Origin of the sequence: Inquilinus limosus (genome assembly GCF_051487185.1) — a bacterium.
In the GTDB taxonomy this organism is placed as follows: Bacteria; Pseudomonadota; Alphaproteobacteria; order DSM-16000; family Inquilinaceae; genus Inquilinus; species Inquilinus limosus_F.
This window is the reverse complement of sequence record NZ_JAHVDK010000018.1, coordinates 63,723-77,510: the sequence shown is the minus strand read 5'-3', so window position 1 is coordinate 77,510 and position 13,788 is coordinate 63,723. Positions and strand designations below refer to the sequence as shown.

Annotated in this window: 14 protein-coding genes; 13 read left to right on the top strand and 1 reads right to left on the bottom strand. The window is 70.7% G+C overall.

The genetic code is table 11. The annotated features are described in order from the left end of the window. The first annotated feature begins 18 nt into the window (after window positions 1-18). The 11 genes from KXR53_RS20660 to KXR53_RS20610 all read left to right on the top strand — a co-directional run bounded on the left by KXR53_RS20660 (window position 19) and on the right by KXR53_RS20610 (window position 8,441). Window positions 19-546: a hypothetical protein gene (locus tag KXR53_RS20660; protein WP_437377148.1), complete on the top strand. Its 528-nt coding sequence runs from the start codon at window positions 19-21 to the stop codon at window positions 544-546. Window positions 547-597: 51 nt separating this feature from the next. Beyond that, window positions 598-1,347, top strand: a complete 750-nt coding sequence (gene sctJ, locus KXR53_RS20655; protein WP_437377147.1) for a type III secretion system inner membrane ring lipoprotein SctJ — start codon at window positions 598-600, stop codon at window positions 1,345-1,347. Then, window positions 1,344-1,970: a SctK family type III secretion system sorting platform protein gene (locus KXR53_RS20650; protein WP_437377146.1), complete on the top strand. Its 627-nt coding sequence runs from the start codon at window positions 1,344-1,346 to the stop codon at window positions 1,968-1,970. The genes sctJ and KXR53_RS20650 overlap by 4 nt, the downstream gene beginning before the upstream one ends. After that, window positions 1,963-2,571: a type III secretion system stator protein SctL gene (gene sctL, locus KXR53_RS20645; RefSeq protein WP_437377145.1), complete on the top strand. Its 609-nt coding sequence runs from the start codon at window positions 1,963-1,965 to the stop codon at window positions 2,569-2,571. The genes KXR53_RS20650 and sctL overlap by 8 nt, the downstream gene beginning before the upstream one ends. Then, window positions 2,568-3,929 (top strand): FliI/YscN family ATPase, encoded by a 1,362-nt coding sequence (locus KXR53_RS20640; RefSeq protein ID WP_437377144.1) that lies wholly within the window; start codon window positions 2,568-2,570, stop codon window positions 3,927-3,929. Before sctL ends, KXR53_RS20640 begins: the two co-directional genes overlap by 4 nt. Beyond that, a complete protein-coding gene (gene sctO / locus KXR53_RS20635) occupies window positions 3,926-4,438 on the top strand; it encodes a type III secretion system stalk subunit SctO (protein WP_437377143.1) in 513 nt (170 codons plus the stop codon). The genes KXR53_RS20640 and sctO overlap by 4 nt, the downstream gene beginning before the upstream one ends. Continuing rightward, on the top strand, window positions 4,435-5,520 hold the full coding sequence (gene sctQ / locus KXR53_RS20630) for a type III secretion system cytoplasmic ring protein SctQ (RefSeq protein WP_437377142.1): 1,086 nt from the start codon (window positions 4,435-4,437) through the stop codon (window positions 5,518-5,520). The genes sctO and sctQ overlap by 4 nt, the downstream gene beginning before the upstream one ends. After that, window positions 5,513-6,166: a type III secretion system export apparatus subunit SctR gene (gene sctR, locus KXR53_RS20625; RefSeq protein WP_437377141.1), complete on the top strand. Its 654-nt coding sequence runs from the start codon at window positions 5,513-5,515 to the stop codon at window positions 6,164-6,166. The genes sctQ and sctR overlap by 8 nt, the downstream gene beginning before the upstream one ends. Window positions 6,167-6,331: 165 nt before the next feature. Further along, a complete protein-coding gene (sctS, locus tag KXR53_RS20620) occupies window positions 6,332-6,634 on the top strand; it encodes a type III secretion system export apparatus subunit SctS (RefSeq protein ID WP_437377140.1) in 303 nt (100 codons plus the stop codon). After that, window positions 6,631-7,434, top strand: a complete 804-nt coding sequence (gene sctT / locus KXR53_RS20615; protein ID WP_437377139.1) for a type III secretion system export apparatus subunit SctT — start codon at window positions 6,631-6,633, stop codon at window positions 7,432-7,434. Before sctS ends, sctT begins: the two co-directional genes overlap by 4 nt. Then, window positions 7,431-8,441 carry an EscU/YscU/HrcU family type III secretion system export apparatus switch protein gene (locus KXR53_RS20610; RefSeq protein ID WP_437377138.1) on the top strand — a complete coding sequence of 337 codons (1,011 nt, stop codon included), beginning with the start codon at window positions 7,431-7,433 and terminating at the stop codon, window positions 8,439-8,441. The genes sctT and KXR53_RS20610 overlap by 4 nt, the downstream gene beginning before the upstream one ends. Before the next feature lie 12 nt (window positions 8,442-8,453). Here KXR53_RS20610 and KXR53_RS20605 read toward each other — a convergent pair whose 3' ends face one another. Continuing rightward, entirely contained in the window at window positions 8,454-9,080 is a 627-nt protein-coding gene (locus KXR53_RS20605) for a TetR/AcrR family transcriptional regulator (protein ID WP_437377137.1), read from the bottom strand. Window positions 9,081-9,364: 284 nt separating this feature from the next. On the opposite strand from KXR53_RS20605, the gene KXR53_RS20600 reads away from it, so the two are divergent. Beyond that, complete coding sequence (locus KXR53_RS20600) at window positions 9,365-12,532, top strand: efflux RND transporter permease subunit (protein WP_437377136.1); 3,168 nt, start codon at window positions 9,365-9,367, stop codon at window positions 12,530-12,532. A gap of 17 nt (window positions 12,533-12,549) precedes the next feature. Further along, window positions 12,550-13,707 (top strand): efflux RND transporter periplasmic adaptor subunit, encoded by a 1,158-nt coding sequence (locus tag KXR53_RS20595; protein ID WP_437377135.1) that lies wholly within the window; start codon window positions 12,550-12,552, stop codon window positions 13,705-13,707. The last annotated feature ends 81 nt before the right edge of the window (window positions 13,708-13,788 follow it).

The following is a 13,788-nucleotide window of genomic DNA, read 5'->3' as shown; positions in this document are numbered from 1 at the left end:
TGAGCCGAGGCTGATCCAATGGTTGTCATCTCGCCCTCCGTTCTCCAGGCGCCGGCGCTGATCGAACCCAAGGCCGCGGTTACGCCCGTTGCCCTGCCGCTGGATCAGAAGGCCGCGAATGTCTTCGACTACGCCCTGCCGCTGCAGCCGGCGCACAAGTCGGTCGCCGACTATGCGCCGAGCCTGAAGGCCAAGCTGCTGGCGAACCCGGCGGCGATGGGCGACCAGCTGCTCAATTCGCTGCAGCAGTTCCACAAGGACACGATGTCCCTCGGCACCAGGCTGAACGAGCCGCAACCCGCCGCGGTGAGACAGGCGTCGGCGACCCAAACCGGCCCGGCCGCGACCAAGCCGGGCGTGCAGCCGGGACCCGCCGCGGCGCATCCGGCGCAGCAGCAGGCCGAGATGCGGGCCGAATTCCGGGAGCAGATGCGCGAGATGCGGGCGGCGACGCGGGAGTTCAACAACGGCGTGCTGCGGACCACCCTCGTCACCACCGCCTCCAAGCAGCTGGGCACCGTTCCGGACACGCTGCTGCGCGGATGATCGCCGCCATCCCGGCGGTGTTCGACTCGATTTCGGAAAGGTCGACCGGAATTGCTCAAGCCTTTCGCGTTCGCCGCGCTGCTGCTGCTGGCCGCCTGCAAGGTCGAACTCTATAGCGGCCTTCAGGAGCGCGAGGCCAACGAGATGGTCGCGATCCTGCTGCACCAGGGCATCCCGGCCGAGCGCGAGGTCACCAAGGACCGCGGCCTGGTCGTCTCGGTCGAGGAGGACCGTTTCGCCGACGCGGTCGACGTGCTGCGCCGCAACGGCTACCCGCGCGAGCGCTACGATACCATCACCAACGTCTTCAAGGGCGAGGGGCTGGTGTCGTCGCCGGTCGAGGAGCAGGCGCGGCTGATCTATGCGCTGAGCCAGGAGCTGTCGCGCACGATCTCGGAGATCGACGGCGTCTACTCCGCCCGCGTCCATGTGGTGCTGCCCGACAGCGAGGGGCTGAAGGCGGCCAGCCTGCCCTCCTCCGCCTCGGTGGTCATCCGCCACCGCGCCGATATCGACCTGTCGAAGCTGACGCCCGAGATCAAGATGCTGGTGGCGAACGGAATCAAGGGCCTCTTGTACGAGAACGTCTCGGTGGTGTTCCTGCCGACCGATCCGGAGGCGGCGACGCCGCCGATCACCGATCCTCTGACCAATGTCGCCGGATTCTGGGTGCACCGCTCCAGCGCCCCCTGGCTCGAGGGATTGCTGGCCCTGGTCGCCGTGGCCGTGGTCGCCGCCGCCGGCACCGCCGGCTGGAGGATCTGGCGCCGGCGCGGCGCGGCCCCCCAGGCGGCTGAATGACCGTGCCCCCGGAGATCGACCGGCTGGCGTTCCGGCGCTTCGACCGGGCGGTGGCGCTGCACGCCCACCCGGCGCAGCTCGGCCGCGCCTTCCCCGGCCTGCCGGAGAGCGCGGCCGGGCTGCTGCTCGGGACGGCGCGGATCCAGCCGCGCCTGTCGGCCCTATTGCGCCGGCGGCTCGGCCTCGTTCCCTGCGACCCCGCCGCCTGGCGCGGCGATGTCGCCAGCATCGCCGGGCTGGCGCCGGCCGATCTCGACCGCGCCATCCGCCACGCCGGCGCCGCGGCCCTGGCGGCGCGGCTGCGCACCATCGTCCTCGGCGCCGAGATCCGCCGCGTCACCAGCCGGATCGGCGCCGACGCCTACAGCTTTGGTCTTGGCCACAGAGGCCCGGCCCCGGCGGTCGGCGGGCTCGACGGGCTGCCCGTCGAGGAGGCGGTCGACCACGCCGGCCTGCTGTGCCTCGCGGCCTGGTGCGGCGAGGCGGGGCCGGCGATCGGCGGGAGGCTGCCGCTGCGACTGGCGCCGGAGCGCTGGCCGGAGGACGGCCTGCCGCCGGCCGAGCGGCCCCGTGCCGCCGCTCTGTTCGCGGCCGTGGCCCAGGCGGTGACGGGTCATGGCTAAGACGGCCCCAGCTTTCCGCCGCGGCGGTCCGGTCCTGAAGGCCGAGGCGCTCGGCCAATGGCGGGACGCGCGGCGCTATCTGGCCGAGGCCGAGGCCCATGCCGGGCGGCTGCGGGCCGAGGCCGACGCCGCCTTCACCGCCGAGCGCGAGCGCGGCCATGCCGAGGGGCTGGCCGCCGCCCGGGAAGAGGCCGCGGCCCTCCTGGCCGCGACCTCGCTGCAGATCGACCGTTATCTCGCCGGGCTCGACCAGACCCTGGCCGATCTGGTGCAGGAGACGATCGAGCGCATCCTCGGCCGCTTCGACCGGCGCGAGCTGCTGCTGCAGGCGGTCGACCACGCGCTGCGCCAGGCCCGGCTGGACCACGCGGCGACGCTGCGGGTGGCGCCGGACATGGTCGAGGCACTGCGCGGCCGGCTGGCCGACCCGCCGCTGGCCGATATCGGCCGAAGGGTGACGGTCGAGTCCGATCCCGGCCTCGCCGCCGACACCTGCGTGATGGTGACCAAATACGGCCATGTCGAGCTGGGCATCGACGCCCAGCTGCGTGCCCTGCGCGAGGCGCTGCGGCGGACCGGCCCGGGCGAGACGGCGGCATGACCCCGGACGCCCTGCCCCGGCCGATTCCTGGCCTTCAGCTGCGGGCCGATCCGCTGCAGGCGCTGCGCCGGCGCCTGGAAGAGGCCGACCCGCGCCCGGTCAAGGGCCGGGTGGTGAAGGCGATCGGCGTCACCGTCCACGCCGAGATCAATGACGCCCGCCTCGGCGAGATCTGCGAGCTGCGCGACCCGCAGACCGGCCACAGCATCCTGGCCGAGGTGGTCGGGCTGATCGACGGCGCCGCGGTGCTGACGCCGATCGGCAGCCTGCAGGGCCTGTCAACCCGCACCGAGGCGATCCCGACCGGCCGGTCCCTGCGGCTCGGCGTCGGCCCTGCCCTGCTGGGCCGGGTGCTGGACAGCCTGGGCCGGCCGCTCGACACCGCGGAGCGCGGGCCGCTCGACACCGACGGCACCTATCCGCTGCACGCCGAGGCGCCGCCGGCGCTGCTGCGGCCGCTGATCAGCCGGCCGCTGCCGCTCGGCATCCGGGCGATCGACGGCCTGCTGACCTGCGGCGAGGGCCAGCGCATCGGCATCTACGGCTCGCCCGGCACCGGCAAGTCCTCGTTGCTGGCCCAGATCGTCAAGGGCGCCGAGGCCGACGCCATCGTCATCGGCCTGATCGGCGAGCGCGGCCGCGAGGTGCGCGAATTCATCGATCGGCATCTGGGGCCGCAGGCGCTGCGCCGGGCGGTGATCGTCACCGCCACCTCCGACCGGCCGGCGATCGAGCGCGTCAAGGCCGCCTTCGTCGCCACCGCCATCGCCGAGTATTTCCGCGATCGGGGGATGCGTGTCGCCCTGCTGATGGACAGCATCACCCGCTTCGCCCGCGCCGTGCGCGAGATCGGCCTGGCCGCGGGCGAGCCGCCGACCCGCCGCGGCTTCCCGCCCTCCTTCTTCGCCATGCTGCCGCGCCTCTTGGAACGGGCCGGGCCGGCGGCAACCGGCTCGATCACCGGCTTCTACACCGTGCTGGTCGAAGGCGACGCCGAGACCGACCCGATCGCCGACGAGACCCGCGGCCTTCTGGACGGGCATATCGTGCTGTCGCAGGCCCTGGCCAGCGCCGGCCACTTCCCGGCGATCGACGTGCTGGCCAGCCGCAGCCGAGTGATGGAGGCGGTGATCGACAGCGCCCATCGCCGCGCCGCGGTGCAGCTGCGCCGGCTGATGGCCAAGCACGCCGATATCGAGCTCTTGCTGCAGGTCGGCGAATACCGGGCCGGCGCCGACGCCCTGGCCGACGAGGCCGTGGCCAAGATCGGCGACATCCGGCGCTTCCTGCAGCAGGATTTCGAGGAGGCGTCGCCCTTCGCCCAGACCCGCGAGCAGCTGGAGCGGCTGAGCCGATGAGTCCGCGGTCCAAGACTGATGCCCTCGACAAGCTGCGGCGCCTGCGGCACGACCGGGAAAAGCTGGCGGCCGAGACGTTGGGCCGCGAGCGTGCCGCCCTCGGCGCGGCCGAGGACCGGGAGCGCCAGGCCGAGGCCGATCGCGCCGCCTATGAGCAGCACCGAACGGCCCAGGAGGTCCGGCTCTACGCCGCGGCGCTGGAGCGGCCGGCCCCCGTCGATGCGCTGGAGCGGCTGAGCGACCGGGTGTCGGAGCTCGCCGCCGGATCCCGGCGCCAGGAGGCCGTGGTGCGGGAGCGCCGGGCCGAGACCAGCCGGGCCGAGGCCGAGACCGATGCGGCGCGCGAGGCCTGGCGGCAGCGGCGGCGGGATGCGGATCGGCTGGACCGGCTGGCCGAGCGCCGCGGCCTCGCCCGGCGCAAGGCCGCCGAGATCCGCGACGACCTCGCCACCGAGGACGAGGCCAGCCTGACGCCGACCGGCCTCACGCCATCTGGGGGCCGGCCATGACCGCCGCCGCGCCGCCGGCGCGGATCCGTGCGGCGGATCCCCTGGCTTCCGATCCCGCCGCCCGCCCCTATGATCCGCCGCGCCTGACCCGCGAACAGGCGGGCGACGCCAACGCCGCCGCCCGGCGCTGCGCGCCCGTGCCGATCCGGATCGGCGGGCTGGAGGTCGAGGCGCCGCTGGCCATCACCCCGATTCTCGCCCCGCCCGAAGCGGACGGCGTCGCGCTCGCGCTCCGCCTCGGTCCCGGCCGGGTCGTCCTCCAGGTGCCGACGCTGCTGCTTGAGCAGGCCCTGGCGGAGACGCCCGGGCTGCCGGCCGCAGAGCTGGAGCCCGAGCTGGCGGCGCTGCTGCTCGAAGCCGCCGCGGCCGATCTGCTGCCGGCGCTGGAAGCGGCGGCCGGGGCGCCGATCGCGATCGAGAGCGTCGGCTCCGCCGAAACGCCGGCGTTCGAGCCAGCCTTCCGCTGCACCGTCGCGATCCGCCACGCCTTCGCCGAGACGGCGCTGCACCTCGCCGCCGACGCCGCCGCCCGTCCCGCCCTGCGCCGCCTGATCGGCGCGGCACCGGCCCTGCCCGCGCTCTGCGCCGGCCTGCCGGTGCCGCTGGCCGTCCGCATCGGCGCGGTGCGGCTGGCGCTGACGCAGCTCAAGAGTTTGGAGCCTGGCGACGTCCTCTTTCCCGATATCGCCTGCCCGGCCGGCGAGGCGCTGGTGGTCTATGGCGAGGGCTGGTCGCACGCGGCGAAGCGCAACCGTGCCGCAGTCACGGTCACGGGGCCGCGGCGGCCCCTGGCCCTGTTGGATGGAGGAGGATGGATGGCGGATCCCGACAGCGGCGCCGCGGCGCCGCCGGCGGAGCGGCTGGACGAGCTTCCGGTGACGCTGGTGTTCGAACTGGGGCGCAGCGAGCTGCCGCTGGCCGCGCTGCAGGGCCTGGCCCCCGGCGCGGTCATCCCGCTCGGCCGCGACCCGGGCGAGGCGGTCGACATCGTCGCCAACGGCCGGCGCATCGGCCGCGGCGAGATCGTGCGGATCGAGGACGAGCTGGGCGTGCGCGTGGTGCGGCTGTTCGGCGATGAATGAGGCGCAGCCTGATGTCCTGCCCCTGCTCGGCATCGTCACGCTTGTCGGGCTGGTGCCGTTCCTGATCGTCACCCTGACGGCCTTCCTGAAGATCGCAGTGGTCATGCTGCTGCTGCGCAACGCGCTCGGTATCCAGCAGACGCCGCCGAACATGGTGCTGTACGGCATCGCCCTGATGCTGACGATCTACATCACCGGGCCGGTGATCGCCGAGGTCTATGCCCGGGTCAGCGACCCGGCGCTCAGGCTGCGCAGCATCCAGGACTGGCAGGCGGTGATCCAGTCGGCGGTCGAGCCGGTGCGCGCCTATCTGATCCGCTTCACCGACCCGGCAGAGCGCGAGTTCCTGCTCTCAGCCACCGCCCGGGTGTGGCCGCAGGAGGCCAGCGCCGCAGCCACGCCGAACGATATGGTCATCCTGATCCCGTCCTTCGTGATCTCGGAGCTGACCCGCGCCTTCGAGATCGGCTTCCTGCTCTACCTGCCCTTCATCGTCATCGACCTGATCGTCTCGGCGATCCTGATGGCGATGGGCATGATGATGGTGTCGCCGCTGGCCATCTCAGTGCCGTTCAAGCTGTTCCTGTTCGTCATGGTCGACGGCTGGTCGCGCCTGCTGCACGGCCTGATCCTGAGCTACAGCTGAGGCGGCGATGGGGTCGGCGACAAGCATGCTCTCCCATTTGTCATCGCCGGGCTTGACCCGGCGATCCAGGGGCCACAAGCACTGTCAGCTCTCCTCGTCCCTGGATGCCCGGGTCAAGCCCGGGCATGACAGGGTAGGGCCGCCGGTGCCGGGGAAGAGCCGCCCATGAACCAGGCGGTGATCTCGCATCTGCTGCAGGAGGCGCTGACCCTCACCCTGCTGCTGTCGCTGCCGGCGCTCGCCATCGCCGCGGCGGTCGGCCTCCTGGTCGGCCTGTTCCAGGCGGTGACGCAGATCCAGGACCAGACCCTGCCGATGGCGGTCAAGGTGATCGCCGTGGTGCTGGCCCTGGTGCTGCTCGGCCCGATGCTGGCCAGCCCGCTGGTCCGCTACACCGACCGGATCTTCAACGATTTCCCGTCGATCACCCGCGGCGCGGTGCCGGCCGACGCCGCGCAGCCGCGATGATCGAATCGTTCCGCCTGCTGGCCGAGCTGGTGGGGCCCTATTTCACCGCGGTGTCGGTCGCCATCGCCCGCTCCGTCGCCCTGGCCGCGGTGTTGCCGATCTTCTCCTGGCTCGGCCTCACCGGCATCCTGCGCAATGCGGTGATGATCGCGATCGCCCTGCCGATGGTGTCGCAGGTGACCTCCGAACTGGCGGTGCTGACGCCGCTCGGGCCCGGCCAGGTGCTGATGCTGGTGGCCAAGGAGGCGGTGATCGGCATCCTGCTCGGCATCCTGTTCGGCCTGCCCTTCTGGGCGGTCGAGGCGGCCGGCGAGCTGATCGACATGCAGCGCGGCGTCAACGGCGCCTATCTGCTCGACCCCAACGCCGCGGGCCAGGCCTCGCCGGTCGGCACGCTGTTCGTGCTGGTGCTGCTGGCCCTGTTCTTCGCCGGCAACGGCCTGGGCGTGCTGGCCGACGCGCTGTACCGCAGCTATGCGCTGTGGCCGGTCACCGAGCTGCTGCCGCCCTTCACCGGGGAGACGCCGATGCTGCTGCTCGGCCTGCTCGACCGCGTGGTCCGGCTCGGCCTGCTGCTGGCGGTGCCGCTGGTGATCGTCATGCTGCTGGCCGACATCACGCTCGCCGTGATCGGCCGGATGGCGCCGCAGCTCAACGTCTTCGACCTGTCGCTGTCGCTGAAATCGGCGGCGCTGGTGCTGGTGCTGCCGATCTATGCGATCTTCCTGGTGCCGTATTTCGACGACAGCCTCGGCGCGCTCCGTGGCGTGCTCGACCTCGCCCGGACCGTGCTGCCGTGAGCCAGGGCGGCAGCGAGGACAAAAGTCTTCCAGCGAGCGCCAAGAAGCTGGCGGACGCAAGGCGCAAGGGGCAGGTGGCGCACAGCCGCGACCTGGTCACGGTGGTGGCGCTCGTCGCCGGCTTCCTCTATCTCGGGGTCGAGGGGCCGGAGATCATGGAGGCGTTCCGCGCCATCCTGACCGAACCGATCGCCCTGACCGCCAAGCCCTTCCACGAGAGCTACACCATCCTGCCGACGCTCCTGGCGCTGGCGACCCGGATCGTGGCCCCGCTGGTGCTGGTCGTCGTCGTCGCCAGCATCCTCGCCAATGTCGGCTTCCTGCGCGGCATCCCCTTCTCGCTCGACCCGCTGGTGCCGCGCGGCGAGAAGATCAACCCGGTCAGCGGCTTCCAGCGGCTGTTCAGTCTGCGCAACCTGCTGGAGTTCGTGAAGTCGGTGGTGAAGGCCTGCACCCTGATCGCGGTGATCGGGCTGCTCGCCCTCGGGGCGCTGCGGGCGGTGCTGGTGGCGCCGCAATGCGGCCGCGACTGCATCGGCCTGGTGCTGGTGGCGACCCTGAAGCCGGTGCTGATCGGCATCATCGCGGTGCTTCTGGTCTTCGCGCTCGCCGACATGGCGCTGCAGCGCTGGCTGTTCCTGCGCGACCAGCGGATGACCCGCACCGAGATGAAGCGCGAGCGCAAGGAGCAGGAAGGCGATCCGCACATCCGCAGCACCCGGCGGCAGCTGCATCGCGGTCTGGCCCGCGGCGAGGGCCGGTCATCCGCGCCGACGCTCTATGTCACCGACGGCGAGGTCACGGTGGGCATCCGCTTCGTCTCCGGCGAGACGCCGGTGCCGGTCCTGGTCAGCAAGTCGTTCAAGCGCGGCCTGGGCGAGGTGCCGGTGGAGACGGCGCCCCTCCTGGCGCAGCAGCTGCACGCCGAAGGCAAGGTCGGCGAGTCCGTCCCGACCGAGCATTTCGATGCCCTGGCCCGGATCCTGCTGCGGCTCGGCGCCGTGTAGCCAGGGGCGTGATCAGGGCGCGGCGGGACCGCGCGGCAGGAAGGCGGCGATGATCGCCTCGGCCATGCGGATGAAGCGCGCGCTAGGTCCCTCGGCGCCGACGCTCTGCCGACTCACCCGGGCGCCCTCCAGAAGCAGCCACAGCGTGTCGGCCAGCAGCTCCGCCTGGGCGGCGCCGGCGGCCCGGCACAGCCGCACCAGGCGGTCGCGCTGGGCCGTCTTGAAGTCCTCGATCACACGCCGGGCCGGATGGTCCGACTCGGTCAGCTCGACCGCGGCATTGACCATGTCGCAGCCGCGCGCGTCAGCAATCGCGCATTCGGCCCCGGCCCGGACCCATTCGTGCAGCTGCGCCCTGGGGTCGCCGGGATGCTTGTCCTCGAAGCGGGCCCAGATTGCGTCGGCCTCTTCAGCGATCCGCTGCAGGCACTCGACGATCAGATCGTCCTTCGAGCCGAAATGCCGGTACAGCGTCATCTTGTTGGTGCCGGCCGCCTCGGCGATGGTGTCGACGCCGACACCCTTGTACCCGTATCTGTGGAACAGCTCCCGGGCGGTGCCGAGAATCCGGTCCCGCGGTCGAAGCCCGCAGCAGGACCCCGACAGGCCCTCCGCCCTTGGGGGTGTGATCGTCGTCATAGCTGCTGGTTTGCCCTTGACGCTATGATCGGTCTAGACCAATACTGTTACTTACCGGTAACACCCTAGTGAGGTCGGGTCAAGATCCGACCCAGCCGGAGGGTGTTGGGGACGAAGCTCTGCTTGACGACGTCCCGCCGGAACGATAATCAACCATAAGGTTAACTAACCAAGAGGTTTACCATGGCCTACGGGTCGGCCTCGGCATTTTCCTGCGGCGCGCGTCACGGCAGCGCGGACCGGCGCCGTCGGCTCGGCCGGACCGCAAAGTGGGCGTCCCGGTCATGGTAGGCTTCTTCATCCAGCGCCCGATCTTCGCCTCGGCGATCGCGGTGATCATGGTGCTGGCGGGCGGCATCTGCTACTTCCTGCTGCCGGTCTCGCAGTTCCCCGACATCACGCCGCCGCAGGTCGTCGTCACCGCCAACTACCCGGGCGCCAGCGCCCAGGTCGTGGCCGACACCGTGACCACGCCGCTGGAGCAGCAGATCAACGGCGTCGAGGGCATGACCTACATGTCCTCGACCAGCTCCAATGACGGCAGCTCGAACATCACCGTCACCTTCGAGGTCGGCTATCCGCTGGCCATCGGCGCGGTCGACGTCCAGAACCGGGTGTCCCAGGCGGCCTCGTCGCTGCCGGCGATCGTCAACCAGGGCGGCGTCACGATCAAGAAGCAGAACCCGAACTTCGTCCTGATCGTCGATCTGACCTCGCCGGACGGGTCGGTCGACCCGGTGTCGCTCAGCAACTACGCCTATCTGCAGATCGTCGACCCGATCAAGCGCCTGCCCGGCGTCGGCGACGTCCAGATCTTCGGCGAGCGGCGCTATTCGATGCGTGTCTGGCTGGATCCGGACAAGCTGGCCAATCTCGGCATCACCGCGGTCGACGTGCAGAACGCGATCGCCGAGCAGAACCTGCAGGTGGCGGCCGGCAAGATCGGCCAGTCGCCCGCCCCGGCCGGCACGCCGTTCGAGATGCAGATCAACGCCACCGGCCGCCTGAGCGACCCGGGCCAGTTCGGGGACATCGTCGTCCGCACCGACACCCAGACCGGATCGGTGGTGCGGCTGCGCGACGTCGCCCGGATCGAGCTCGGCGCCCTGCAATACTCCTCCTCCGGCGATTTCGGCGGCCGGCCCGCCGTGGTGATCGGCGTGTTCCAGGCTCCGGGATCGAACGCGCTGGCGCTGCAGCAGGCGGTCAAGGACACGATGGAGGGCCTGTCGAAGCGCTTCCCCAAGGGCATCGAATACGGGATGCGCTACGACACCACCCGCTTCGTCTCGGCGGCGATGGAAGACGTGCTGGTCACGCTGATCGAGGCGCTGATCCTGGTCGTGCTGGTGGTGTTCATCTTCCTGCAGAACTGGCGCACCACCATCATCCCGACCATCGCCATCCCGGTGTCGCTGGTGGCGACGCTGGCGATCATGGAGATGATGGGCTTCTCGCTGAACATGCTGAGCCTGCTCGGCATGGTGCTGGCGATCGGCCTGGTCGTCGACGACGCCATCGTCGTAGTCGAGAACGTCGAACGGCAGCTCGAGGCCGGCCTGCCGCCGCTGGCGGCCACGCGCAAGGCGATGAACGAGGTCACCGGCCCGATCATCGCCACCACCGCCGTGCTGATGGCGGTGTTCATCCCGGTCGCCTTCATCCCCGGCGTCTCCGGCCGGCTGTACAACCAGTTCGCCCTCACCGTCGCCATCTCGGTCGGGCTCTCTGCGATCAACTCGCTGACGCTGAGCCCGTCGCTGAGCGCCGCCTTCCTGCGCCACCGGCCGCCCGGCAGCTTCATCCTGTTCCGCTGGTTCAACGCCGGTTTCACCTGGCTGTCGCACGCCTATGCCGCATCGGTGCGCTGGCTGATCCGCTTCCGCTGGCCGGTGCTGGCCCTGTTCGTGGCCGGGCTGGGCGCGACATACTGGGTGTCCACCCGGCTGGCCTCGACCTTCCTGCCGGTCGAGGACCAGGGCTATTTCTTCGTCGTCATCCAGCTGCCGGACGGCGCGTCGCTGGAGCGCACCGACGCGGTGGCGAAGCAGGTGCGCGAGATCCTGCAGGCGACACCGGGCGTCGAGACCGTCGGCTCGATCAGCGGCTTCAACTTCCTGACCAGCGCGGCCCAGTCGAACTCCGCCGTCGAATTCGCCATCCTGACGCCCTGGGCCGAGCGCGGCCCGGATCTGAGCGCCACGGCCATCGTCAACCGGGTCCGCGGCCAGCTGCTGCAGATCCCGGAGGCCTTCGCGCTCAGCTTCGATCCGCCCTCCATCCCCGGCATCAGCACCACCGGCGGCTTCGAATTCCAGGTCGAGGACCTGACCGGCCAGGGCGTCGAGGCGCTGAACGCGGCCACCCAGGCGGTGATGGCCGAGGCGCGCAAGCAGCCGGAGCTCGACCCGCACCAGCTGTTCACCACTTTCAGCACCTCGACGCCGCAGTTCAACTACGACCTCGACCGCAACAAGGCGAAGCTGCTGGGCCTCAGCCTGCCGGACGTGTTCAACACGCTGCAGATCTATCTCGGCTCGCTCTACGTCAACGACTTCAACCTGTTCGGCCGCACCTTCCGCGTCACCCTGCAGGCGGACAAGGACGCACGCGGCTCGGCCGCCGACATCTCCCGCCTCTATGTCCGCAACGCCTCGGGCGGCATGGTGCCGCTGAGCACGCTCGGCGAGCTGAAGCCGACCGTGGGGCCGGAGACGGTGCCGCGCTACAACAACTACAACTCGGCCAAGATCAACGGCGCCCCGGCGCCGGGCTACAGCTCGGGCCAGGCGATCGCGGCGATGGAGCGGGCGGCGGCGACGGCCCTGCCGCGCGACTTCGGCTATGAATGGACCGGCATCACCTTCCAGGAGCTGAAGGCGGGCTCGATCGCTGCGATCGTCTTCGGCCTCGCCATCGTCTTCGTCTTCCTGATCCTGGCGGCGCAGTACGAGAGCTGGTCGATGCCGTTCATGGTCCTGCTGGCGGTGCCGCTGGCCCTGTTCGGCGCCTTCGCGGCGCTGTGGATCCGGGAGATGCAGATCGACGTTTACTCTCAGATCGGCTTCGTCATGCTGATCGGCCTGGCGGCCAAGAACGCCATCCTGATCGTGGAGTTCGCCAAGCGGCTGCGCGAGCAGGGCTATAGCATCGTCGAAGCGGCGGCGGAGGCCGGGCGCCTGCGCCTCCGCCCGATCCTGATGACGGCCTTCGCCTTCATCCTGGGCGTCGTGCCGCTGATGTTCGCGACCGGGGCGGGCGCCGCCAGCCGCCAGTCGATCGGTACCACGGTGTTCGGCGGCATGGTCGCCGCCACCATCCTGACGCTGATCTTCGTCCCGGTGTTCTATGCGGTGATCGAGTCGCTGCGCGAGAGCCGCACCCAAACGCAACCCGCCCCCTCCCCCGCCGGCCACCGTTTCGGGCCGGAGGTCGAGGGCGCCGCTGAATAGGATTGGAGAGCCGCGCCATGCGCGCCTTGGGCATCATTCTCGGATCGGCTGTCGTCACGGCGGCGGTGCTGTCCACCGGCCTCTATGTGGTCAAGCGCGAGGTGCCGTCGTTGGGCGGCGAGACCGCGAACGCGGCCGCGCCCGCCGCCTTCGTCATGCCGGTGCCGGTGGCGCCGGTGGTCAAGAAGACGATCCCGGTCGACCTGGAATATTCGGCGCGCACGGAATCGATCCGCAACGTCGCGCTCCTGGCCAAGGTCTCCGGCTACATCCAGTCGCAGCCGGCGGCCGACGGCAGCGACGTCAAGCAGGGCGATCTGCTCTACAGGATCGACCCACGCGACTACCAGGCCGCGCTGGACCAGGCCAATGCCCAGGTGCAGCGCGACACCGCCCAGATCGAGTATCTGCGCTCCAACTTCGACCGCGGCAGCGAGCTGAGCAAGAACGGCTGGCTCGACAAGGACACCTTCGACCAGCGCTCCAGCAATCTGCGCCAGGCCGAGGCGACGCTGGCCAGCAACCGGGCGGCGCTGCGCCAGGCCGAGCTGAATCTGAGCTACACCGAGATCCGGGCCCCCTTCGCCGGGCGGCTCGGGCGCAACCAGGCACCGGAAGGCACGCTGGTCAGCGTCGGCAACACGGTGCTGAACACGCTGGTCCAGCTCGACCCGATCTACGTCACCTTCAACCCGAGCGAGACCGAGCTGGCGCGGATCCTGGAGGCCAAGGCCGACGGCAAGGTCGAGGCCGACATCCTGCTGTCGGGCGAGACCGAGCCGCGCTACAAGGGCGAACTGACCTTCCTCGACAACGCGGTCGACCACGCCACCGGCACGATCGTGGCCCGCGCCACCGTGGCCAATCCCGACCTGACGCTGCTGCCGGGCCAGTATGTCCGCATCCGCCTGCATCTGAAGCAGCAGCCGAACGCGCTGATGGTGCCGCAGGTCGCGGTCGGGTCGGGGCAGTTCGGCAAATACGTCTATGTGATCGGCAAGGACAACACCGTCGACCAGCGCCTGGTCTCGCTCGGCCCCACGCTGGGCGAGCTGGTGACGGTCGAGAAGGGTCTGGCCGAGAGCGACCGCGTCATCACCGGCAACCTGCAGAAGATCGGCCCCGGCATGCCGGTTCAGCCGCTGCCGCAGCAGCAGGCCAACGCCGGGTCGTGAGGCCGGCGGCCGTCACCCAAAGCCGTCATTGCGAGGAGGCGAAGCCGACGAAGCAATCCAGGGGCCGGCGCCGCTGGATCG

What these genes read in the sequence shown, in the direction of transcription:
- KXR53_RS20660 (WP_437377148.1), top strand. Translation starts at nt 19, where the DNA reads ATGGTTGTCATCTCGCCCTCCGTTCTCCAGGCGCCGGCGCTGATCGAA.
- KXR53_RS20650 (WP_437377146.1), top strand. Translation starts at nt 1,344, where the DNA reads ATGACCGTGCCCCCGGAGATCGACCGGCTGGCGTTCCGGCGCTTCGAC.
- sctL (WP_437377145.1), top strand. Translation starts at nt 1,963, where the DNA reads ATGGCTAAGACGGCCCCAGCTTTCCGCCGCGGCGGTCCGGTCCTGAAG.
- KXR53_RS20640 (WP_437377144.1), top strand. Translation starts at nt 2,568, where the DNA reads ATGACCCCGGACGCCCTGCCCCGGCCGATTCCTGGCCTTCAGCTGCGG.
- sctO (WP_437377143.1), top strand. Translation starts at nt 3,926, where the DNA reads ATGAGTCCGCGGTCCAAGACTGATGCCCTCGACAAGCTGCGGCGCCTG.
- sctQ (WP_437377142.1), top strand. Translation starts at nt 4,435, where the DNA reads ATGACCGCCGCCGCGCCGCCGGCGCGGATCCGTGCGGCGGATCCCCTG.
- sctR (WP_437377141.1), top strand. Translation starts at nt 5,513, where the DNA reads ATGAATGAGGCGCAGCCTGATGTCCTGCCCCTGCTCGGCATCGTCACG.
- sctS (WP_437377140.1), top strand. Translation starts at nt 6,332, where the DNA reads ATGAACCAGGCGGTGATCTCGCATCTGCTGCAGGAGGCGCTGACCCTC.
- sctT (WP_437377139.1), top strand. Translation starts at nt 6,631, where the DNA reads ATGATCGAATCGTTCCGCCTGCTGGCCGAGCTGGTGGGGCCCTATTTC.
- KXR53_RS20605 (WP_437377137.1), bottom strand. Translation starts at nt 9,080, where the DNA reads ATGACGACGATCACACCCCCAAGGGCGGAGGGCCTGTCGGGGTCCTGC.
- KXR53_RS20600 (WP_437377136.1), top strand. Translation starts at nt 9,365, where the DNA reads ATGGTAGGCTTCTTCATCCAGCGCCCGATCTTCGCCTCGGCGATCGCG.
- KXR53_RS20595 (WP_437377135.1), top strand. Translation starts at nt 12,550, where the DNA reads ATGCGCGCCTTGGGCATCATTCTCGGATCGGCTGTCGTCACGGCGGCG.